The organism is Kibdelosporangium aridum (assembly GCF_900176515.1).
GTDB classification, from domain to species: domain Bacteria; phylum Actinomycetota; class Actinomycetes; order Mycobacteriales; family Pseudonocardiaceae; genus Kibdelosporangium; species Kibdelosporangium aridum.
On record NZ_FWXV01000002.1, the window covers coordinates 671,467 to 693,847 of the forward strand.

The window sequence follows — 22,381 nt, forward strand, 5'->3', positions numbered from 1 at the left end:
TCTTCACCGAATGGCGCATCGGAGTCGGTGGGCGCCCCTAGTATGGCCGCACCGGGATCGCCTCCGCTGGCGGTTCCGCGATATGTACGTCTGTCGAACGTCGAAGAGGGGCCCACACCGTGAGCACGCTGCAGTTCAAGCGCATGCCACGTCTCGCCGCACCCCGGCCGCCTGGCGGCGAGGTGCACCTCGAGCCGCCACCTGAGGTTCCTCGGGTCATCCCCGGCAGCATCGTGATGAAGATGATGCCGGTCGTCATGATCGTGGCGATGCTGGGCATGGTCGTGATGATGTTCACCCTCGGCGGTCCGCAGGCGCGCAACCCGATGACGTTGCTGTTCCCGGTCATGATGATGTTCTCGATGGTCGGCATGTTCGCAGGCGGCGGTGGCCGCAGCGGCGGGCAGAAGAAGGCCGAGATGAACGAGGACCGCAAGGACTACCTGCGCTACCTCGGCCAGATGCGCGACCGGGCCCGTGAGGCCGCTCGCGACCAGCGGCTGGAGCGGGAGTGGATCCACCCCGACCCCGAGGCGCTGTGGTCCATCGCCCAGTCCTCCCGGCGGATGTGGGAGCGCCGTCAGTCCGATGCGGACTTCTGCCACCTGCGGGTCGGCCGGGCGTCCACCCGGCTGGCGACCCGGCTCGTGCCGCCGCAGACCGGACCGGTCGACGAGCTGGAACCGATCGCCACGCTGGCGCTGCGCCGGTTCGTGCGCGCCCACTCGATCGTCCCGGACCTGCCGATCTCGCTGGCGATCCGCAACTTCGCCGCGGTCAGCTTCTCCGGCGAGAAGGAACTGACCCGCGCGCTGGCCAGGGCGATGCTCGCCCAGTTGGTGACGTTCCACACCCCGGACGACGTGATCGTCGCCGTGGTGACGGCGGGCCGCGCCAAGGCCGAGTGGGAGTGGGCGAAGTGGCTGCCGCACGTCCAGCACCCGACGTTGGTCGACGGCATCGGCCAGATGCGGCTGATGGCCGGTTCACTCGCCCAGATCGAGCACTGGCTGGACGATCAGCTGCGCGACCGGCAGCGGTTCACCCGCAACGCGCCGCCGCAGCCCGACCAGCCGCACATCGTGATCGTGATCGACGACGGCGACGTCACCCGTGAAGAGCAGATCATCCTCGAAGAAGGCCTGATCGGCGTCACGCTGCTCGACCTGTCCGACTCGCTCGGCAACCTGACCTCGCGACGCGGCCTGCGGCTGGTCGTCGAGCCCACGCGGCTCGGCGCGCGCAGTGGCCAGAGCGGCGTCGAATGGTTCGGCGCGCCGGACACGTTGACCATCGCCGAGGCGGAAGCGTTGGCGCGCAAGCTTTCCCCGTACCGGCTCGGCACCGGCGCCGCGGACTCCGGCGAGGAAGAGCCGCTGCTGTCCAACCCGACGCTGCTGGAACTGCTCGGCATCCCGGGCGACCCGATGACGTTCGACGTGCAGCAGGCGTGGCGGCCACGGCCAGTCCGCGACCGCTACCGGGTCCCGTTCGGTGTCGGCGAATTCGGCCAGGCCGTCGAGCTGGACATCAAAGAAGCGGCGATGGAGGGCATGGGCCCGCACGGCCTGTGCATCGGCGCCACCGGTTCCGGTAAGTCGGAGTTCCTCCGCACGCTGGTGCTCGGCATGCTGGCGACGCACTCGTCGACGATCCTCAACTTCGTCCTCGTCGACTTCAAGGGTGGTGCCACGTTCCTCGGTCTTGACGACGCGCCGCACGTCGCCGCGACCATCACCAACCTGCAGGGCGACCTGACGCTGGTCGACCGGATGAAGGACGCGCTGGCCGGTGAGATGAACCGGCGCCAGGAAGCGCTGAAGAACGGCGGCAACTTCAAGAACGTCTGGGAGTACGAGAAGGCGCGGGAGAACGGCGCCGACCTCGACCCGTTGCCCGCGTTGTTCATCGTGGTCGACGAGTTCTCCGAGTTGTTGTCCGCCAAGCCGGACTTCATCGACCTGTTCGTCGCGATCGGACGTCTTGGCCGGTCGCTGCAGATGCACATGTTGCTGGCGTCGCAGCGGTTGGAAGAAGGCAAGCTGCGCGGCCTTGACTCGCACCTGTCGTACCGGATCGGTCTGAAGACCTTCTCCGCGGCGGAATCCCGTGCGGCCATCGGTGTTCCGGACGCCTTCGAGCTGCCTTCCATTCCAGGGTCCGGGTATCTGAAGTTCGACACCTCGAGCATGGTGCGGTTCAAGGCGTCCTATGTGTCCGGTCCGTACCGGCCTGCCGGTATGCAGACCGCGGGCCCGTCGGCGCCGGTGACCAGCGACAAGCGGCCGCGGCTGTTCGTGCCGGACTTCATCGAGATCCCCAAGGAGCCGATCCGGCCGATCGAGCAGCCCAAGGAGCAGAAGCCGGAAGGCGGCGCCGAGGAGAGCGAGCTCGACGTCATCGTCAAGCGGCTGTACAAGCAAGGCCCGCCCGCGCATGAGGTGTGGCTGCCGCCGCTGGAGACTCCGAGCACGTTGGACGAGCTGCTGTCCCCGCTGCAGCCCACCGAGGACCGCGGTATGACGGTGCCGGGGCACTTCGCCAACGGCCGCCTCCAGGTTCCGCTCGGCATCATCGACAAGCCGTACGAGCAGCGGCGCGACTTGCTGTGGGCGGACTTCTCCGGTGCCGCGGGTCACGCGGCGATCGTCGGTGGTCCGCAGTCCGGCAAGTCGATGCTGCTGCGAACGCTTGTGATGTCGATGGCGTTGACGCACACGCCGCAGGAAGCGCAGTTCTACTGCCTCGATCTCGGTGGTGGAACGCTCGCGTCGCTGCGTGGGCTGCCGCACGTCGGCGGTGTGGCGTCCAGGTTGGACCCCGACTTGGCCCGGCGGATGGTCGCCGAGATCACCTCGTTGATCACCGAACGCGAGCAGATGTTCCGTGACCTCGGCATCGACTCGATGGTCGAGTTCCGCAACCGCAAGCGGCAGGGCCAGATCACCGAGGACCCCTTCGGTGACGTGTTCCTGATCGTGGACGGCTGGCTGAACTTCCGGCAGGAGTTCGAGGCCCTCGAGGCGCAGGTGGTCAACCTGGTCGCGCAGGGTCTGTCGTACGGCGTGCACGTGCTCGTGGCCGCCAACCGGTGGGCCGAGATCCGCCCGGCGGTGAAGGACTTGATGGGTACCCGGTTCGAGCTGCGGCTGGGTGACCCGACCGAGTCGGACATCGACCGCCGCGTCGCGGTGAACGTGCCGGCCGGTCGTCCCGGCCGTGGTCTGACCCGGGACAAGCTGCACTTCCTTGTGGGTCTGCCGCGTATCGACGGTTCGCCGAAGGCCGAGGACATCGGTGCCGGTGTGCAGGACGCGACGGCGAAGATCAGGCAGTTCTGGCGTGGCCCGTCGGCACCGGCGATCCGCCTGCTGCCGGACATGATGTCGTACGACGACCTGATCAAGATGGACAAGCACCGCAACACCAGGTTGATCCCGATCGGTGTCAACGAGGACGAGCTGGCGCCCGTATACCTCGACTTCGACGCCGAGCCGCACTTCCTGGCGTTCGCCGACGGCGAGTCCGGCAAGACGAACCTGCTGCGCAACATCACGCGCGGCATCATGGAGCGCTACTCCGAAGACCAAGTGGTGGTCCTGCTCGTCGACTACCGCCGCACCATGCTCGGCTTCATCAACACCGGACACCTGCTGGGCTACGCGGTCTCGGCCAACCAGCTCAACGACATGATGCGCGACGTCGTCAGCTCGCTGAAGAAGCGGCTGCCCGGTCCCGACACCACGCAGGAGCAGCTGAAGACCCGCTCTTGGTGGTCCGGCCCGGAGTTGTTCGTGATCGTCGACGACTACGACCTGGTGGCCACCCAAGGCGGAAACCCGCTGCAGCCGCTGCAGGAGTTCCTCCCGCAAGCCAAGGACGTCGGCATGCACATGATCGTCGCCCGCCGATCCGGTGGTGCGTCGCGTGCGTCCTTCGACCCGATCATCGGCAAGCTGAAGGAACTCTCCGCCCCCGGCCTGGTGATGAGCGCGAGCAAGGACGAAGGCGTCCTGCTCGGCACGTACAAGTCCAAGCCACTGCCACCCGGCCGAGGCGTGCTGATCACCCGCAAGCAGGGCCAGCAACTGATCCACACCTCGTGGATCCAGCCGGACTGAGCGGCAAGGCAGAGACGGGGCGCCCCAGGACAAGGGGCGCCCCGTTTTTCGTCCGCACCGGATGGACGAGCCGTGACCGGGGATCCGGTCACTTCACGTCAAGCCGGCCCAATGGGCTGTCCCGCAAGGCTTTCTGCTCCTGCTGCCAACTCGACTCCTCGATGCCGAGCGCATGCCTCAGGTAGGCCGCGGTCACCCGCTGGATCAGGGCGACTTGTCCGGGGTTCTCATCGGTGGTCTCCTTCGCTTCGTAGCCAGGGATGCCACCGAGCGAGTGTTCTGCCCCGAACAGCGTGAGCAGGCTCTTGTCGCCGGGGCTTAGAAAGTACGGGTCGGTCATCCAGTCAGGGCCTCGGACAGTCAGCGGGGAGTCGTCCTGATCCCCCGCGACCACGAGGGCAGGCGTGGCCATGTCCGCGAAGCTCGGGTTCATGAACGGGAAGTGCTCGGCCGCGAACGGTGACAGGTCCGCTCCGCCCAGTCCCGCCGTGGCGAACAGCACGCCCGCTTTGATCCGCGCGTCGGACAGGTCCTCGCCCTGCTTGGTTTCCGGATCGATGACTCGCAAGCCCAGCAGGTTTCCCGCTGTCTGGCCGCCGAAGGAGTGCCCTGCGGCGGCGATGCGGTCTCGGTCGGTGCGCCCTGCCAAGCCGGGAACGGCGGCTTCCAGGAGATCAAGCTGATCGAGGACGCGTTTCATGTCCTCGACTCGAAAGCGCCAGATCCGTGGTGTCCGCGGATCGTCCGGCGGGATGTTCAGCGTTCGCGAGTCGAGGTGAGTGGGCTGGATGACCACGAAGCCGTGCGCCGCCCAGTAGTCCGCCAATGGGCCGTAGCCGTCCAGCGACGAGCCAAAGCCGTGCGAGAGAACAACAATCGGCAGATCGTGCCCGGTCACGGGCGCGGACACGCGTACTCGCACGTCCACACCACGGTCTGGAGCCGGCAGCACGATCGGTTTCACGGAAACGATGGGAGTGGCCTTGCCAACGTCCATGGGTGATTCCCTTACTTCGTGGTTGATGTGATGAGCTCGTCGGCGACCCACTGTGCGACGTCAGCGGGATAGGGCGAGGGCAGTCCGAGGACGATGTGCCTGAAACCGGCGTCGGTCGCTTCGCTGATCGCGGTCCTGCATGCGCCAGGCTGGTCGTAGTCGACGTGGAGGTGGATCGAGCGGGTGATCGAGGCGGGGTCGCGACCGATTTCCTTGCAGTAGCGGTCCAGCAGTGCGCTGCGCCGGGCAGCGTCCTCGATGTCTCCGCCGGGGATGTTCCACAGGTCGGCGTGTTCGGCGGCCACCCGTAGCGTCGCGGAGGAACGTCCGCCGATGAGGATCGGCGGGTGGGGACGCTGGACCGGTTTGGGGTTGCCGAACGCTCCGGTCAGCTGGACGTAGTCGCCGTGGAAGTCGAACGGCTCAGTCTCGGTCCACAGTCGACGGATGACGGTGCACGCTTCGGCGAAATTCCCCAGCGCGTGTTCGGTGTCGTGGTAGGGCAGGCCGTGCGCTTCGTACTCACGCCTGGCTATCGGGTGGCTGGGTCGTGAGCCGACACCGATTCCGAAGTCGAGGCGTCCACCCGAGACGACGTCGACAGTTGTGGCGATCTTGGCCAGTAGTGCGGGTGGCCGGAAACGGTTGCTGGTGACCATCACGCCGATGCGGAGGCGTCGGGTCTGGGCGGCAAGGGCCGCGAGCAGTGTCCATCCTTCGTGGGTTGGGCCGTTCGGCTCGCCGAAGATCGGCATCAGGTGGTCGTACAGCCATGCGTGCTCGATCTGCGGGATCGCGTCCGCCGCTCGCCAGACCTGCAGGATGTCGTGGTAGTCGACCTGCGAGGGCGCGGTCATGATCCCGAAACGAGGCCGGGATGTGGTCGGCATGCCAGCCGATGGTCCTTTCGAAAACGGCAGCGCCGAACAGGGCTTGGCTTGGCTGCCAGCCCTTGCTCTGCCATGATTGGTTAAACGGAACCCTGTCCCGTTTAACGATACGGAACGTTGTCCCGTTTAGCAACGTGGAGGAGTGCGATGGCGGATACGCGGGCCAAGCGGGCAGATGCCCAACGCAACAAGGAGACCCTGCTCGAAGCGGCAGCCGCGGTCTTCGTGACGTCAGGCGTGGAAGCACCCGTACGCGACATCGCAGCCAAGGCATGCGTCGGAACGGCGACGATCTACCGCCACTTCCCGACTCGGTCGGACTTGATCATCGCCGTCTACCGCCACCAGGTCGAAGCGTGCGCCGAGGCCGGGCCTGCCCTGCTGGCCACCAGCGCCAGCCCGCACGCCGCACTCGGCCAATGGATCAACCTCTTCGTCGATTTCCTGGTCACCAAACACGGACTCGCCGCGGCGCTCAGATCAGACAGCGCCCAGTTCGACGCCCTGCACTCCTACTTCCTCGACCGTCTGCTGCCGGTGTGCACCGAACTGCTCAAGGCTGCGGCCGAGTCGGGTGAGATCCGCTCCGACGTCGGGGCGTACGAGTTCATGCGTGGCGTCGGCAACCTTTGTATCGGCGCGGACAGCGATCCCGACTACGACGCACGGCGAATGGTCGAGCTTCTCACCGCGGGCCTGCGCGTACCGCGCTGACTACCATTGCTTTGTGTTCAGCCCGGGTGAGGATCAGAACCGACGGCTGCTGCGGGCCAGGGATGCCATGGACAGGGAGTTCGCCGCTCCGCTGAACGTCCCTGCCCTTGCCCGGATCGCTCTGATGTCGCCGACCCACTTCACTCGCTCGTTCCGGGCGACCTTCGGTGAGACGCCGCACCGCTATCTGCAGCGGCGGCGGATCGAGCGGGCGATGGCGTTGCTCCGGTCCACTTCGGTCACTGTGACCGATGTGTCCACTCAGGTCGGGTTCGAGAGCCTCGGCACGTTCAGCCGCACGTTCCGTGCCATCGTCGGCATATCGCCTTCCGAGTACCGGGCTCGCACGCGGCCCGTGCACGTCCCGGTTTGCTTCGTCAAAGCGTGGAGCAAACCGAGTAGTTTTGGATAAGGAGGCCCGGCCGCGGCGGCCATAGGGTTCGGGACATGTTCACCCGGATCAGCATTCACTCCGTCCATGTCCTCGACCAGGACGAGGCCCTCGACTTCTACGTCGGCAAGCTGGGCTTCCAGATCGCCTCCGACGTCGACATGGGCTTCATGCGCTGGCTCACCGTCGCCCTCCCGTCCGACCCGGACCGGCAAATCCTGCTCGAAGTTCCGGGGCCGCCGTCACTCAGCGACGAGGTTGCCGCGCAGGTGCGGGACCTGGTCACCAAGGGCGCACTCGGTGTCGCGGCGATCCTCAACACCGACGACTGCCAGAAGACCTACGACACGCTCAGCGCCAAGGGCGTCGAGTTCACCGAGAAGCCCACGCAGCAGCCGTACGGCATCGACTGCGCGCTGCGTGACCCGTTCGGCAACCACATCAGGATCACGCAGCCCGCGGAGGGACCGGTGGAGGTGACCGAAGAGGACATCGCCCGTTGGCGGGGCGACAGCAAGTAGTCAGTCCTCGTCACCGATCACTGACGGCGAGGCATCAGCCGGTTCGCCGAAGAGGTCGTTGGGGTCGCTGACGACACGGGTTTTGTTGGTGTGCTCCTGGCTTCCGCCGCCAGGGGCACCACCGAACATCATCGGCGGCACCATCATCCCGCCGCCCATCCCCATCCCACCGGCCGCGGCTGGCCTGGCCGCCGCCGCAGCGGCTGCCTGTTGAGGCGGCGGGGCCGGGTTCACCTCGCCGATCGCGGCGAAAACCCCGGGGCCTGAGGGCGCAGGCGGACTGGCGGGTGGCCCACCAAGGGAAGCGGGCGGCCCGCCAACGGCAGCGGCTCCGCCACCGCCCACACCGGCAGCCCCGCTGCCGCCAACAGATGCGGCCGCCGGTTCAGCCGTCTGGTGCGCCGGAGGCTCGGCGGGCACGTCGATGTCCACCGTCCAGTTCTCCGTCGGGTACGTGTGCGACATCTTCACTCGCTCGAACGCCTTCGAACCGTCGACTCCGTCGCACAGGTTCACGAACGCCTCCAGCACCTGCCGGACCGACTCGAAGGACTCCCGGATCGGCTTGCGCATGGTCTCGATGTGCTGGCGGGTCCGCTCTTCCCCCAGTGGCATGGCCATCGACTGGGCGCTTGCTTCCGCCGTGTCGGACAGGACGTCGCCCATCTCCATCACGATCTCGCGGATTCCGTCGGCCGTTTTGTCCAGGACCTTTGCCATGGCGTGCATCGCGTCCGACATGTCGTTGCCCGCGAGACCGACCGTCTGCATGTAGTCCACAAAGGAGTCCGCGGTTTTGCCTTCCCAGGCCGCGTCGAGCGCGCCGAGGGGTTTGTTCAGGCTCGCTGTCACCTCGTCGGCCGCTGTCGCTGCCGCGCGCCACCGGTCCGCTTCTTCGTGCATGTCGCTCCAGCGGCCCACCACTGGGGCGAAGTACTCCTCGACGATGTCGGGCACCCCGAGGTCCCTGCACAGCTGCGACAGGTAGTCGAGGTTGTTCATGGGTTCTCCGCCCGTTTCATCGTGTGGACGGTGTCCTTGTCGCTCGACTGGTAGCGCTCGGCGACGTGCGTGAGCGTGTCCGATGCGGCGTTCAGGGTCTCGATGGCTCTGGTCAGTTGATCGCGCAGTGTGCTTGCGGCGCGGGAGTACGCGTCCGCCGTGCGCACCTGGCGTCCGAGTTCGCCGAACGCCTCGGTGCCCAAGGAGCCGTTCAGGGTCAGCGCCGTGCTGTCCAGGCGGTCCGCACCGGCGGCCATGGTCTTCGCATAGCCGGCGACCGCGTCCGGATCGATCTTCACACCGGCCATGAGTTACCTCCCCAGCGATAACTGCTTTGCCGCCTCCGACGCCACGCGCCGCCGCCTGGTTCCGATTGCCGGGATCTTTTCCCGGGCGATCTAGGTGCACGCACCCTGTCGCACTCCGAGTCGTGTCGGCACGCTTCGGCCCGATGCGTGCAATCAGGGGCTTCGGGTTGGCGGCGGTCGCGACGCTCGCGGTCGCCGGTGTAGCTGCGTTCGGCGACGGCAACCCCGTACAGGACACGCGTTTGCTGTCCGGTGCGGCGTGGCTGGCGTCCGGCAAGGTCGGTCAGGTGACGCTGCTCGACGGTATGACTGCCGAGGTGTCGGCACAGGTTCAGGTGGCGCCGAGCGGTAACTCGCTCGACGTTGTGCAGCAGGGCTCCACCGCGTACGCCGTCGACAAGAGCGCGGGCACGATCCGCCGGATCGACGGCGCGACGTTCGACGTGGGCCCACCGGCAACGCCGATCGCCGACGCGTCCGGCGACCTCACGGTCATCCCCGGCCGTACCGCTCTGTACACAGTGGACAACCGGCGGGGCATCCTTGCCGACACCGACCCTCGAACCCTGCAACGACGCGGCGAGATGATCTCCGTGGCGGACAAGCTCACCGCGGGCACCGCGACCGTCGACGACGACGGCGTGTTCTGGTCGATCGACCCGGCGACCGGCAAGGTCGCCAAAGTCCGCGACGGACAGCGGTCGTTGCACGACGTCGCCGAGCCGGGTGACAGCCTGATCACGCTGACCAACGGGCATCCGGTGGTGATCGACCGGAAAGGCGCGCGGGCCATCAGCCTCAGCAGCACGACCGCGTCAGCCATCGACACGATCCAACTCGACATCCGCCCGGACGATGTGCTGCGAGCGAGCGGCTCACCGCACAACGAACGCCTTTACGTCGTCCACAAACGCGGTGTGCTGACCGTCTGCGATCTGCTGGAAAGTGATTGCTCCAAGGTGATTCCGCTCGCCGGGAACAGTGATTTCGGCGCCCCGGTGGAAAGCGGCAACCGGTTGTTCGTGCCGAACTACGTCACCGGCGAGGTGTGGATCATCGATCTACAGCGCTCCGCGGTGGTCGGCAAACCGAAAGTCCTGGACACCGGTGCCGCCTTCCAGTTGCTCACCAAGGACGGCGTGGTTTTCTACAACGACCTGATGTCCGAGAAAGCGGGCGTCATCCAGCTGGACGGCACGGTCACGCCCACCGCGAAATACGACGCCAAGAACCCCAGCAAAGGCCTGACAATCCCAGCCACCGGCGGGCCGGGAACACCGCCACCGGCCAATCCAGCCACGCCCAGTCCCGGAAAACCGAAACCCGGTACCGACAACTTCACGGCATCAGCCACTGAGACCGAGGTGCGGGCGACCTGGAAGGAAAACGCGCAGGTCGCTCTGACAGTGATCTGCGGTGGCCACTCCACGCCAGGCACCATCACTGTTCACAAGGGGCCCGCAGGCCATTGCGCCAGTCCCAACGGCGATTTCGTCGTCTACGGCTATCCCGGCGACAAGATCGAGCTGCACGCCGCGCCGAATCTGTTCCCGCCGCCGGGCTACACCTATGTGTTCGCAGGCTGGGAAGGCGGCGGCTGCTCCGGTGCCCACCAGGCCTGCACGGTCACCCTCGCCAGAACGCCGGTGAAGGTCACCGGGACATTCGTGACGATGGAAACCACCGGTTAGTTGCCGCCGCTGGCGGGCTGGCCCGCTTGTGCGGGCGGCGGTTCCACCCGGCCCGCGTTCGGATCCAACGGCACCGTGTCGTAGCTGCGGTTGACGTCCTTCGCCGACAACGAAGCCCCGTCCGGCAACAGCCTCACGATCGCGTCCGGCGCCGGGCTTTGCTTGTCGAGGCCGAGCGCGCCCGCGGTCCTGGTGTCCGGAATGCCATACTTCACACCACGGTCGGAGATCAGGTAGATCGGGCCGCGGTCGAAGTCCGCCTTGGACGACGAGCCCCTGGCCACCGCTGCCCGGCCCGGCGGCATGAAGAAGCCGTCGAGCTTCTGGCCGTCCGCACTCGGGGTGGAGATCTTCAGCGGCTGCATCCGGGTGCCCGACGCGTCCTTCGGGATGGGCAGCTCACCGCTGATGTGCAGCGACGTGTGGCCGTCGCGTGCGTCGCCAGTGCCCTGCAGGCTCCAGCCGAGGCACGCCACCGAGTTGCCCGCGGCCTGCGCCTTGAGCACGTCCGGCGGGGTCTCCGGCGACAGGTTGTCGTCGATCCGGTTCTGGATGGTCTGCGAGCCGATCCGGTCCGGCGAGACCTCCGGGATGCTCGCGCCACCCGCCGACTTCTCGTACCTGATCAGGTCGGCCGTGGTCGACTTGATCCGCTCGATGCCGTCGCTGTACTGGACGTAGTAGTCACGGTTGTTGGCGTTCTGCACCACGAACACCGCACCGACCGGGACACCGAGGTCGGACGTGCCGCTGCCGGAGATGGTCGGCGCGCTGAGCGCCTTCACCTCCGGAATGGCGTTCAGCATGCCGGTGCTGATCCGGCGGATGTCGCCCTCGTCCAGGTTGAGCGCCTGCGCCTCGGCCGACTTCGTGCCGTCGGCCTTCTTCGTCATGTCCACTTCGGCGCGCACCGCGTTGGAGTTGCGCTCGTTGACGTTGCTGGGCGTGCGGTAGACCAGGTAGGTCTTCCTGTTCTCCGCCTGCACCAGCAGCGACTCGCCTGGCTGCAGCTCCCTGTTCAGGTCGCTGACCCCGGCGAGCACCGTGGTCTCGATGCCCTTCGCCTGCTGGGCCTCCGGCAACGACTGGTCGATCACGATCCGGTCGCACACCGCCCAGTTGTCGGTGATCCGCTGGTCGTCGGTGGGCAGCAGCTGCGGGCCGTTCATGATCCCGGTCAGCTGCCGCTTCGGGATGTCCTTGAGGTCCTTGTCCGCGATCACCCTGGGGTTCTCCGGCGGGGTCGCCGGGGTGTCCGCGTTGTCCGAGCCGCCGCCGTTGCTCTGGCCCTGGTTCTGCTGGGCCAGCATCAGCAACCGGGCGGACGCCAGGTTGAACGTGGGTGTCAGCGTCTTCGGATTGCCGGAGACCACGTACACCGTGCCGGACGGCTCGGCGATGATGATCCCGCTGTCCGGCAGGGCCGGCTTGGGTGACAGCAGGCCAACGATCACGAACCCGAGCACACCGATCGCGCCGAGGATGATCCCGACGGCGGTCGCACGCGAGTGCGTGCGCATCGGATCGTGCAGCATCACTGCGTCCTTACGGACCAGCGCGGACTGCATCCTTCGCAGCACGAAGCGATACGCCTGAACCTGAGACTTTGTCGTCGGTGTTGAGGGCATTCTCGGCCTGCAGCTCTCCCTGTCGCGGTACGGTTCCGCAGGATAGCCGTACCAGAAGGCGAGGGCTGGCAGTTCCGGTGAACTGGGGTTGACCAGCTTGACCATCGAGGGGAAGAGACGGATAGGGATGTCGGTGACCACGCCTCCACGTCATGGCGGACCACCGCCGGGGGGACGTCCGCCAGGCGGTGGGCCACCTGGTGGAATGCCGCCGGGAGGACCGCCACCGGGCGGCAGGCCTCCTGGTGGGCGCCCACCCGGCCCGCCCGGTCCGCCGCCGGGCCAGCGTCCGCCGGGCGGCACTCCGCCTGGTGGCACCGGGCCGATGCCGCAGCCGCAGCCGCCCAGCACGCCCAAGATCCCGATCTCCGCACGCAGAAGGCAGACCGGCGCGAGCCTTGGCGCGCTGCCGGTGACCAACCTGGTCGTGGTGGAGCTGGGCCTGGCCATCGGCCTGATCCTGCTGGCGATCAACACGAGCCTGCTGTACGTGTCGATCGGCGTTGTCGTGGTGGCGCTGCTGTTCGCGTTCATCCGGTGGCGTGGCCGCTGGTTCCCGCAGTGGGTGAGCTTGACCACGCGGTACACGTTCCGGTCGCACGGCAGAGTGACGAAGCCCTCAGCCCCGATCTCGATGGAGCAGGTGGCCGCGGACAGTGCCGCGGCCGTCACCGGCCCAGAGGACGCGCGCGTCGCGTTGCTGCGGTTGGCCGTGCCGGACCTCGTTGTCGCCCACGGCCAGGACCACGAGCGCAACCCGCTGGGTTTGGCGTGGCACGACGGCACGTGGACCGCTGTGCTGCTCGTCGACCCCACGCCGAGCCTGGTCACGCAGGCCGACACGCTGCCGAGCCTGCCGCTCGGCGCGCTGGCACCGTGCCTTGAGGACCGTGGTGTGGTGCTCGACGCGATCCAGGTGATCTGGCACTGCTACCCGGGAAGCACGTCGCTGCCGCCCAACTCGCCCGCTCTCGGCGCGTATCTCGAGGTGCTCGGGCCGTTGCCCGCAGCCGCGCGACGGACCACCTGGGTGGCCGTACGCCTTGACCCGAGTCGTTGTCCCGCAGCGGTTCGTGAGCGTGGCGGCGGTGTCGTCGGTGCGCACCGCGCGCTGATCGGTGCGCTTTCCCGTGTCCGCAACGCGCTTGAGTCACGTGGCGTGCCGACACGGCCGTTGGACCCGGACGAGTTGTTGAAGGCAGGCATCTCGTCGGCCGAACTCACCGCGGTCGCCGGTACGAACGCGCGGGTCAGCTTGCAGGAGAAGTGGTCGGGTGTGACCGCGGCTGGCGTGGGCCACGCGAGTTACGCGATCACGGGCTGGCCCAACGGAAAGGTCGCGACGAGCCTGAACTCGTTGACCGGTGTGCGGGCGTTGTCGTCGACGATCGCGTTGTCGCTTTCTCCTGGCGTGGAGGACAACCAGATCGGTGTGCGTGGTCTCGTGCGGGTCAGCGCACGGACGCCAGGTGAACTCGACGCCGCCGACGGCAAGCTCGAGGAGCTCTCCGACAAGCTCGGGATCACCCTGACCCCGTTGCGTGGCCTGCAGGTCGCCGGTCTCGCAGCCACGTTGCCGCTTGGAGGTGCGGTGTGAGCGGTTCCAGCAGGCTGTTGGACACGCAGGGACTCAACAAGGGCGTCGCACCGGAATTCACGGTCTCGCCGGAGATGCTCGACCACGTCAGCCTGTCCGGCGATCGCGGCGGCATGGTTCTCGGCATGGGCATGGGCGGCGAGCCGCTGATCGTGTCGGCCCTCCGCCCGGCACCGACCAGGATCGTCCTGGTCGGTGGGATGTACCTGGCGCTGCAGACGGCGTTGCGCGCGATGGCGGTCGGCGCGTGGGTGGTGATCGCGACCGGTCGTCCGACCAAGTGGCAGGTGCTGGCGAAGGCGGCGGGCACCGGCCCGGACGGTCGCCCGGTTCCGCTCGTGCAGATCCGCAGGCTCAGCCCGGTCGAACTGCCCCGGCCGACCGAGGACAGCCCGCTACTCGTCGTGCACGACGGCGGCCCGACGCCGCAGGAACTGTTCCCGCCGAGAACGCCATGGCAAACCACGATTTACGTTTTGCCGTATTTGCACCCGCAGGCCGGTGCGACCGCGAACGCGGCTGATCTTGTGCTCATGCAACGACTTCCGGCAGGCCAGGCGCAACTCGCGCAACGCATTTGGCGACTGCCCGCGCACTTGATCAACCAGCTCACGTCGCTCCAGGACGACCAGGTCGTGGCCTTGGGCGCGAACTTGTGGCGGCCATTGCGATTGTTCACCACACAGCGGGAACAACAGATCCTCGGACCTATTCGCCGGGGCGATTGACATAATTCTGGGAATATGTAAACCCCCGATGTGACCTTGTGTTGTCACCTGACCACACTTCACTCTGAAGATCGTCCTTCCCACGTGCGCGGCCTGGACGCAGTCACAGGCCGTGCACGCCCTGCAAGAAGGAGATCAGAGGATGGGTGTAACTCGGGCCGCCCGGATCACGGGCATCGCTGGGATCGCCGCGGTCGCCGCCGCGACGGTCGGGCTGGCCGCGCCCGCGTCGGCGGCACAGGGCCAGATTCTTGGCCTCGACGCCCCAGGCGCGGTCAAAGATTCCTTTGTGGTCGTTCTGAAGAACACGCCGCAGACCGCGTCCGCGCTGAGCCAGAAGTACGGCGCCAGCGTGACGCACACGTACAAGTCCGCTCTGAACGGCTTCGCCGCGACGATGTCCGAGGCGCAGGCCCGCAAACTGGCCGCCGACCCGGCCGTCGAGTACGTCCAAGCCAACAAGACGTTCACGATCAACGACACCCAGCCGAACCCGCCGTCGTGGGGGCTCGACCGGATCGACCAGCGCAACCTGCCGCTGGACAACTCCTACACGTACCCGACCACGGCGTCCAATGTGAACGCGTACATTTTGGACACCGGAATCCGCCTGACACACCAGACGTTCGGCGGCCGCGCGGTGACCGGTTTCGACGCCATCGACCAGGGCGGCACGGCCAACGACTGCCACGGCCACGGCACCCACGTGGCGGGCACCGTCGGTGGCTCGCAGTACGGCGTGGCCAAGGGCGTCAAGCTCTACGCGGTCCGCGTGCTGAACTGCCAGGGTTCCGGCACCACTGCCCAGGTCGTCGCCGGGATCGACTGGGTGACCGCCAACGCCGTGAAGCCCGCGGTCGCCAACATGAGCCTCGGTGGCGGCGCCGACACGGTTCTGGACAACGCGGTGAAGCGATCGATCGCAGCGGGTGTCACGTATGCCATCGCCTCGGGTAACTCCAACGCCAACGCGTGCAGCTACTCGCCGGCACGCGTGCCTGAGGCGATCACGGTGAACGCCACCACGAACACCGACGCCCGTGCCTCGTTCTCGAACTTCGGCAACTGCACGGACATCTTCGCGCCGGGCCAGAACATCGTGTCGTCGTGGAGCACGAACGACACGGCGACCAACAACATCAGCGGTACGTCCATGGCGACACCGCACGTCGCAGGCGCGGCCGCACTGTACCTGTCGGCCAACACCAGCGCGACCCCGCAGCAGGTCAGTGACGCGCTGACCAACGCGGCCACCAGCGAGAAGGTGACCAGTCCTGGCACCGGATCGCCGAACAAGCTGCTGTACACGGGTTCCGGCGGCACTGAACCGCCGCCCGTGACCTGCGCGACCAAGACCAACGACACCGACTTCCCGATCCCGGACCGGGCCACGGTGAACAGCTCCATCTCGGTGTCGGAGTGCTCGGGCAAGAAGGGCTCGACCGCGGGCAAGGTCGCGGTGGACATCACCCACACCTGGCGCGGCGACCTGAAGATCGACCTCGTCTCGCCGAGCGGCACCGTCCGCACCCTGAAGGAGCCCAGCAGCGGCGACAGCGGGGACAACGTCGTCGAGACCTACACGGTCAACCTGTCGCCGGACGACGCCAACGGTTCCTGGACGCTTCGGGTGCAGGACACCCTGAGTGGTGACAGCGGAAACCTCAACAAGTGGACGTTGACGATCTAATCGTCTCAGCGTTGGCCCGTTCAGCCGAATTACTTGTGCGCTGAACGGGCCAATTCATTCCCAGAAAACCTTTCTGGGGATACGTGACCCACCGAAGTTACGCCGTTCTCTTGCGTAACGCCCTGGTCTCGGACAAATGTGTAGTTCGTTCCCTTCAACTCGTCTGTGTCGCTTTCCAGCGACGCAGACGCCCTGCTAGAAGGAGACCAGAGGATGCGAGTATCGAAGGCTGCCCGCTTCACGGGCACAGCCGGAATCGCGGTGCTGTTCGCCGCGACAATCGGACTGGCCACGCCGGCGCACGCCGCGGAAGGCACGATTCTTGACGCGAACGCGGCTGACGTGGTGCCGAACTCCTACATCGTCGCGCTGAAGAACACGCCGGAAAACGCGGCGTCGTTGACCAAGAAGTACGGCGGTGCGGTCAAGTTCACCTACCAGGCCGCATTGAATGGCTTCGCCGCGGACATGACCGCGAAGCAAGCCCGCAGGCTCGCCGCAGACCCAGCGGTGGAGTACGTCCAGGCCGACCAGATGGTGCACATCACCGCGACGCAGAACAACCCGCCGTCGTGGGGCCTTGACCGGATCGACCAACGCAACCGGCCGCTGAACAACGCGTACACGTACCCGACCACAGCGTCCAATGTGAACGCGTACATCATCGACACCGGCATCCGCCTGACGCACAACGACTTCGGTGGCCGCGCCCGCACCGGCTTCGACGCGATCACTTCAGGCGGCACAGCGAACGACTGCCACGGCCACGGCACCCACGTCGCCGGAACTGTCGGCGGCACCGCATATGGTGTGGCCAAGGGCGTGCAGCTCTACGCCGTGCGTGTGCTCAGCTGCTCCGGCTCCGGCACCACCGCTCAGGTTGTGGCCGGTGTGGACTGGGTGACCGCCAACCACCGCAAGCCCGCCGTGGCGAACATGAGCCTCGGGGGCAGCGCCAACACCTCGATCGACAACGCCGTGCGCCGCTCGATCCAGGCAGGCGTCACGTACTCGATCGCGTCGGGTAACTCCAACACCAACGCCTGCACCTTCTCGCCGGCTCGTGTCACCGAGGCCATCACGGTCAACGCATCGACGAACACGGACGCTCGCGCCTCGTTCTCGAACTTCGGCAACTGCACGGACATCTTCGCGCCGGGCCAGAGCATCGTGTCGGCATGGGCAACCAGCAACACCGCGACCAACAACATCAGCGGCACCTCGATGGCGGCACCGCACGTCGCCGGCGTTGCCGCGCTGTACCTGTCGGCCAACACCGGCGCCACCCCGGCGGCGGTGCAGAGCGCGCTGATCCAGCGCTCGACCACGAACGTGATCACCAGCCCCGGCTCGGGTTCCCCGAACCGCCTGGTCTTCGTTCAGCAGTAAGGAATCAAGGACCCTGCAGCCGGGGACGCTCCTGACCCTGCACAGGAGCGTCCCCGGACATCACAGGGGAAACAGGGCATGCACCCGTGAACACGGGCCGAGCGCCAGCGAGGCGCGTGTGAGCAGGGTGCGAACCAGCGTCGCGCGTGTCTGCCTTTGCGGCGTGGGAGTCGCTCCATCCGCGGCGCACGGCGGCTACCAGCGCGGCTGGTGGCGAGTCGGATGGAGGACTCACGCGTGCCGCAAAGGCAGACACGCGGTAATTCACCCAACCCAACACCGCTGGAACAGCCAGAAACGGAACCCCACAAGAGAACTCACCGTGCAGGAAAGTGCATCTCAGTGTGCCGGAATGGTGGACACACGGTGCCGCAAAGGTGGACACGCTCTCTAGGCGAGGGTTCGGACGTTGCGGGTTTCCGCAGCCCGGGCGGCGAGGTCGGTGTCCGCTGGGTAGTCCACTTTGGTCAGGATGAGGCCGTGGGCCGGGGCGACGGTCACTTCGCTGGAACGGGCCTCGGCGGTGAGGAGTTTCGCGGGCCATTCGACCGGGCGCTTTCCCTCTCCCACGGCCAAAAGGGCGCCGACGAGGCTGCGGACCATCGAGTGGCAGAAGGCGTCCGCGGAGACCTCGGCGACCAGTACGTCGCCTGAGCGGTGCCAGGTGAGGCGTTGGAGTTCACGGATGGTCGTGGCGCCCTCGCGGCGTTTGCAGAAGGCCACGAAGTCGTGTGTTCCCAGCAAGGTCTGGGCGGCCGCGTTGATCAAGGACAGGTCCAGCTGGCGCGGCCAGGCCACGATGTGGTTGCGCTGCAAGGGGGACACCACCGCGTCGGACACGCGGTACGTGTAATGCCTGCGCAGCGCCGAAAAGCGGGCGTCGAAGTCCGGCGAGACCTCGGAGACGCCCAGGATCCGGACATCGCCTGGCAAGGCGCGGTTCAGGCGATAAGCCTCGGGCACGGAAGGCAGGTCCACGTGGGCGACCTGGCCGGTCGCGTGCACACCAGCGTCCGTGCGACCCGCGACCGTGAGGCGCACCGAAGGCAGGCGGAGAACCTGCGCGAGGGTGTCCTCCAGGACTCCACACACTGTGCGCCGGGCGGGTTGACGGGCCCAGCCGGAGAAATCCGTGCCGTCGTAGGAAATGTCCAGGCGTACGCGCAGGAGCCCGCCGTCCCCAGTGGGGGCGACGGGCTCCTGGTCGAACTGATCCGTCAGGACTCGTCCTTCTTCTCGGACTTCTCCTCGGCGGAAGCCTCGGCGCCCTCGGTGGGCTCCTCGGTCGCGTCCTTGGTTGCGGACTCGGGCGCGTCGGCGTCCTGGTCCTCGACCTTGGTCACGTCGGCGTCCGCCTCAGCCGCGACCTCGGTGGTCTCGGACTTCCTGGCGAACTTGGTGCCGCGGGCCTTCTCCGCCTCGCTGGTCACGGTCTTCTCGTTGACCAGCTCGATGATCGCCATCTTGGCGTTGTCGCCCTTACGCGGCAACGTCTTGACGATCCGGGTGTAGCCGCCGTCGCGGTCGACGAAGAACGGGCCGATCTCGGCCAGCAACCGGTGCACGACGTCCTTGTTGCGGATCACCTTGGTGATCTCGCGACGGTGGTGCAGCGCGGCCGGGCTGGTCTTGAAGCCGCTCTCGCTGTACTTGTCCTTGCGCTCGGCCTCGGGAGTCGCCTTGGCGTACTCCTCGTTGGCCAGGTGCGCGTGCTTGGCCTTGGTGATCAGGCGCTCGGCCAACGGACGCAGCCGCTTGGCCTTGGCCTCCGTGGTGGTGATCCGGCCGTGCGTGAACAGCGAGGTGGCCAGGTTGGCCAGCAACATCCGTTCGTGCGCCGGAGACCCGCCGAGGCGGCGACCCTTCGTGGGGGTGGGCATTTCCTAGCTCCTAGATATGTCCGCTCTTGAGCGTCCACAAGGGACTCAGAGCTGCTCCGTCTCGGCGTAGTCCTGGCCGTCGTCGTGGCTGGTGTCGACGCTGCTGTCCGCCGCACTCGCCCAACCGCCGTCGGCCGGGTAGTCGGACGCGGCCGCGGTCGGGTCGAACCCGGGCGGGCTGTCCTTGAGCGCGAGGCCGAGGCTGACGAGCTTCATCTTGACCTCGTCGATCGACTTCGCACCGAAGTTGCGGATGTCCAGCAGGTCCGCCTCGCTGCGCGAAACCAGCTCACCCACGGTGTGGATGCCCTCGCGCTTGAGGCAGTTGTACGAACGGACCGTCAGGTCGAGGTCCTCGATCGGCATCGCGTAGGCGGCGATGGTGTCCGCCTCCGCGGGCGACGGGCCGATCTCGATGCCCTCGGCATCGACGTTCAGCTCACGCGCCAGGCCGAACAGCTCGACCAGGGTCTTACCAGCCGATGCCACCGCGTCGCGCGGGGTGATCGACGGCTTGGACTCCACGTCCAGGATCAGCTTGTCGAAGTCCGTGCGCTGCTCGACACGAGTCGCCTCGACCTTGTAGGTCACCTTCAGCACCGGCGAGTAGATCGAGTCAACCGGGATCCGGCCGATCTCGGCACCGGCCTGCTTGTTCTGCACCGCGGGCACGTAACCACGGCCCCGCTCGACGACCAGCTCGATCTCCAGCTTGCCCTTGCCGTTCAGCGTGGCGATGTGCAGATCGGGGTTGTGCACGGTGACACCGGCCGGCGGCACGATGTCTCCGGCGGTGACCTCACCAGGGCCCTGCTTGCGCAGGTACATGGTGACCGGCTCGTCCTCCTCGGACGAGACGACGAGCTCCTTGAGGTTCAGGATGATGTCGGTGACGTCTTCCTTCACCCCGGGAACGGTGGTGAACTCGTGCAGCACACCGTCGATGCGGATGCTGGTGACCGCGGCCCCCGGGATCGAGGACAGCAGGGTCCGGCGCAGCGAGTTGCCGAGCGTGTAGCCGAAGCCAGGCTCGAGCGGCTCGATGACGAACCGGGACCTGGTCTCGCTCACCGGCTCTTCGGCGAGGCTGGGACGCTGTGAGATAAGCACTTTCTTCGTTTCCTTCCCTGAGGCACCCGCTATTTGATGCCTGGAAATGGAGCCCCGGCGCTATCGGAACGCCGGGGCGTATCAAGTCTTACTTCGAGTAGAACTCGACGATCAGCTGTTCCTGGACGGGCACGTCGATCTGCGCCCGCTCCGGCCGCTGGTGCACGAGGATCCGCAGGTTCGACGGAACGACCTGCAGCCAGGCCGGCACCGGGCGGTCGCCGAGGGTCGCCTTGGCGACCTCGAACGGCAGCGTCGGCATCGACTTCGGCTTCACGTCGATGATGTCGAACTTGGTCACCTGGTAGCTCGGCACGTTCACCTTCACGCCGTTGACCAGGAAGTGACCGTGGCTGACCAGCTGGCGCGCCTGGCGACGGGTACGCGCGAGGCCCGCGCGGTACACCACGTTGTCCAAACGCGACTCCAGCAGCTGGAGCAGGACCTCACCGGTCTTGCCCTGCTGGCGGACAGCCTCGTCGTAGTACTTGCGGAACTGACGCTCGAGCACGCCGTAGGTGAAGCGCGCCTTCTGCTTCTCCTGCAGCTGGAGCAGGTACTCGCTCTCCTTGATCCGACCGCGGCCGTGCTGGCCGGGCGGGTAGGGGCGGCGCTCGAACGCCTTGTCGCCGCCGACGAGGTCAACCTTGAGCCGACGCGATTTGCGCGTGGCAGGTCCCGTATAACGAGCCATTTGTTCTTACTCCTCCCCGTGCCTCAGACCCGGCGCCGCTTGGGCGGGCGGCAGCCGTTGTGGGGCTGCGGGGTCACGTCCTGGATCGTGCCGACCTCGAGGCCGGCTGCCTGCAGCGAACGGATCGCGGTCTCCCGGCCGGAGCCCGGGCCCTTGACGAACACGTCGACCTTCTTCATGCCGTGCTCGGCGGCCTTGCGGGCGGCGTTCTCCGCGGCCATCTGGGCGGCGAACGGCGTGGACTTACGCGAGCCCTTGAAGCCGACGTGGCCGCTGGAGGCCCAGCTGATCACGTTGCCCTGCGGGTCGGTGATCGAGACGATCGTGTTGTTGAACGTGCTCTTGATGTGAGCATGCCCGTGGGAGATGTTCTTCTTTTCCTTGCGCCGCACCTTCTTGACGGCGCCAGTACGAGACTTGGGTGGCATTGCTTCGGGTTTCTCCTACTTTGAAGCGCGAGTGGGTGAAGGAGCGACGGACCCGCGCCGGATACGAGTACCGGCGTCGAGGTACAGGTCCCGCAGTGCCTCTGGGCGGGCGTTCTGCGGAGCGACGAGGGTGGCCCGCATGGCGGACCGGCCACGCCGCGACTGCGTGACGAGCTTGAGCGTCCTGCCGCAGTACTGGCTCACTTCTTTCCGGCCTTCTTCTTGCCGGCGACCGTCTTCTTCGGGCCCTTGCGGGTGCGTGCGTTGGTCTTGGTCCGCTGACCGCGGACTGGCAGACCACGACGCCAGCGCAGGCCCTCGTAGCAGCCGATCTCCATCTTCCGGCGAATGTCGGCCTGGACCTCACGGCGGAGGTCACCCTCGACCTTGTAGTTCTCCTCGATGTAGTCCCTCAGCTTCAGGACGTCCTCGTCGGACAGGTCCCTGACGCGAAGGTCGGGAGACAACTGGGTCGCGTTCAGCAGCTCCTTGGAGCGGGTGCGCCCGATGCCAAAGATGTAGGTAAGTGCGATCTCCAACCGCTTCTCGCGGGGGAGGTCGACACCCATGAGTCGTGCCATTTCGGCGGTTTCTCCTTATGA

At 66.9% G+C, this 22,381-nt stretch carries 20 protein-coding genes; 9 read left to right on the top strand and 11 right to left on the bottom strand.

Annotation, left to right across the window (positions count from 1 at the left end; genetic code table 11):
* The first annotated feature begins 119 nt into the window (after positions 1-119).
* Positions 120-4,121, top strand: a complete 4,002-nt coding sequence (gene eccCa / locus B9C43_RS12590; RefSeq protein ID WP_084426318.1) for a type VII secretion protein EccCa — start codon at positions 120-122, stop codon at positions 4,119-4,121.
* Positions 4,122-4,209: 88 nt separating this feature from the next.
* Here eccCa and B9C43_RS12595 read toward each other — a convergent pair whose 3' ends face one another.
* Entirely contained in the window at positions 4,210-5,118 is a 909-nt protein-coding gene (locus B9C43_RS12595; protein ID WP_084426320.1) for an alpha/beta hydrolase family protein, read from the bottom strand.
* An 11-nt stretch (positions 5,119-5,129) separates the two neighbouring features.
* Positions 5,130-6,008, bottom strand: coding sequence for an LLM class flavin-dependent oxidoreductase (locus tag B9C43_RS12600; RefSeq protein ID WP_084426323.1), 879 nt, complete (start codon positions 6,006-6,008; stop codon positions 5,130-5,132).
* Between the two features lie 147 nt (positions 6,009-6,155).
* Here B9C43_RS12600 and B9C43_RS12605 point away from each other — a divergent pair, with 147 nt between their 5' ends.
* From B9C43_RS12605 to B9C43_RS12615, 3 genes are all read left to right on the top strand, one after another.
* Positions 6,156-6,722, top strand: a complete 567-nt coding sequence (locus B9C43_RS12605; RefSeq protein ID WP_084426325.1) for a TetR/AcrR family transcriptional regulator — start codon at positions 6,156-6,158, stop codon at positions 6,720-6,722.
* Between the two features lie 67 nt (positions 6,723-6,789).
* Positions 6,790-7,134, top strand: a complete 345-nt coding sequence (locus B9C43_RS12610) for a helix-turn-helix domain-containing protein (protein WP_084426327.1) — start codon at positions 6,790-6,792, stop codon at positions 7,132-7,134.
* Between the two features lie 35 nt (positions 7,135-7,169).
* Entirely contained in the window at positions 7,170-7,634 is a 465-nt protein-coding gene (locus B9C43_RS12615; protein ID WP_084426329.1) for a VOC family protein, read from the top strand.
* Here the strand turns inward: B9C43_RS12615 and B9C43_RS12620 are convergent, their stop codons facing one another.
* Both B9C43_RS12620 and B9C43_RS12625 read right to left on the bottom strand, forming a co-directional pair.
* A complete protein-coding gene (locus B9C43_RS12620) occupies positions 7,635-8,636 on the bottom strand; it encodes a WXG100 family type VII secretion target (protein ID WP_084426330.1) in 1,002 nt (333 codons plus the stop codon).
* Entirely contained in the window at positions 8,633-8,944 is a 312-nt protein-coding gene (locus tag B9C43_RS12625) for a WXG100 family type VII secretion target (RefSeq protein ID WP_084426332.1), read from the bottom strand. Before B9C43_RS12625 ends, B9C43_RS12620 begins: the two co-directional genes overlap by 4 nt.
* A gap of 143 nt (positions 8,945-9,087) precedes the next feature.
* On the opposite strand from B9C43_RS12625, the gene B9C43_RS12630 reads away from it, so the two are divergent.
* The gene (locus tag B9C43_RS12630) at positions 9,088-10,635 is read left to right on the top strand and encodes a hypothetical protein (RefSeq protein ID WP_143446301.1); all 1,548 of its coding nucleotides are present in this window, start codon (positions 9,088-9,090) and stop codon (positions 10,633-10,635) included.
* Here B9C43_RS12630 and eccB read toward each other — a convergent pair.
* The gene (gene eccB, locus B9C43_RS12635; protein ID WP_084428073.1) at positions 10,632-12,263 is read right to left on the bottom strand and encodes a type VII secretion protein EccB; all 1,632 of its coding nucleotides are present in this window, start codon (positions 12,261-12,263) and stop codon (positions 10,632-10,634) included. The genes B9C43_RS12630 and eccB overlap by 4 nt on opposite strands.
* Before the next feature lie 412 nt (positions 12,264-12,675).
* On the opposite strand from eccB, the gene eccE reads away from it, so the two are divergent.
* From eccE to B9C43_RS12655, 4 genes are all read left to right on the top strand, one after another.
* Positions 12,676-13,860, top strand: a complete 1,185-nt coding sequence (gene eccE / locus B9C43_RS12640) for a type VII secretion protein EccE (protein WP_033384175.1) — start codon at positions 12,676-12,678, stop codon at positions 13,858-13,860.
* 74 nt (positions 13,861-13,934) lie between these two features.
* On the top strand, positions 13,935-14,588 hold the full coding sequence (locus B9C43_RS12645) for a hypothetical protein (protein ID WP_380145735.1): 654 nt from the start codon (positions 13,935-13,937) through the stop codon (positions 14,586-14,588).
* 142 nt (positions 14,589-14,730) lie between these two features.
* On the top strand, positions 14,731-16,278 hold the full coding sequence (locus tag B9C43_RS12650; RefSeq protein WP_084426338.1) for a S8 family peptidase: 1,548 nt from the start codon (positions 14,731-14,733) through the stop codon (positions 16,276-16,278).
* Positions 16,279-16,491: 213 nt separating this feature from the next.
* Entirely contained in the window at positions 16,492-17,667 is a 1,176-nt protein-coding gene (locus B9C43_RS12655) for a S8 family peptidase (RefSeq protein WP_084426340.1), read from the top strand.
* Positions 17,668-18,057: 390 nt separating this feature from the next.
* Here B9C43_RS12655 and truA read toward each other — a convergent pair whose 3' ends face one another.
* From truA to rpsM, 6 genes are all read right to left on the bottom strand, one after another.
* Positions 18,058-18,822, bottom strand: coding sequence for a tRNA pseudouridine(38-40) synthase TruA (gene truA, locus B9C43_RS12660; protein WP_084426342.1), 765 nt, complete (start codon positions 18,820-18,822; stop codon positions 18,058-18,060).
* A gap of 62 nt (positions 18,823-18,884) precedes the next feature.
* A complete protein-coding gene (rplQ, locus tag B9C43_RS12665) occupies positions 18,885-19,547 on the bottom strand; it encodes a 50S ribosomal protein L17 (protein WP_084426344.1) in 663 nt (220 codons plus the stop codon).
* Positions 19,548-19,592: 45 nt separating this feature from the next.
* Positions 19,593-20,657, bottom strand: coding sequence for a DNA-directed RNA polymerase subunit alpha (locus B9C43_RS12670; RefSeq protein WP_084426346.1), 1,065 nt, complete (start codon positions 20,655-20,657; stop codon positions 19,593-19,595).
* 88 nt (positions 20,658-20,745) lie between these two features.
* Positions 20,746-21,351, bottom strand: a complete 606-nt coding sequence (gene rpsD, locus B9C43_RS12675) for a 30S ribosomal protein S4 (protein WP_033384186.1) — start codon at positions 21,349-21,351, stop codon at positions 20,746-20,748.
* A gap of 23 nt (positions 21,352-21,374) precedes the next feature.
* A complete protein-coding gene (rpsK, locus tag B9C43_RS12680) occupies positions 21,375-21,779 on the bottom strand; it encodes a 30S ribosomal protein S11 (RefSeq protein WP_033384187.1) in 405 nt (134 codons plus the stop codon).
* Between the two features lie 200 nt (positions 21,780-21,979).
* Complete coding sequence (gene rpsM / locus B9C43_RS12685) at positions 21,980-22,360, bottom strand: 30S ribosomal protein S13 (protein ID WP_033384189.1); 381 nt, start codon at positions 22,358-22,360, stop codon at positions 21,980-21,982.
* Positions 22,361-22,381 lie beyond the last annotated feature (21 nt).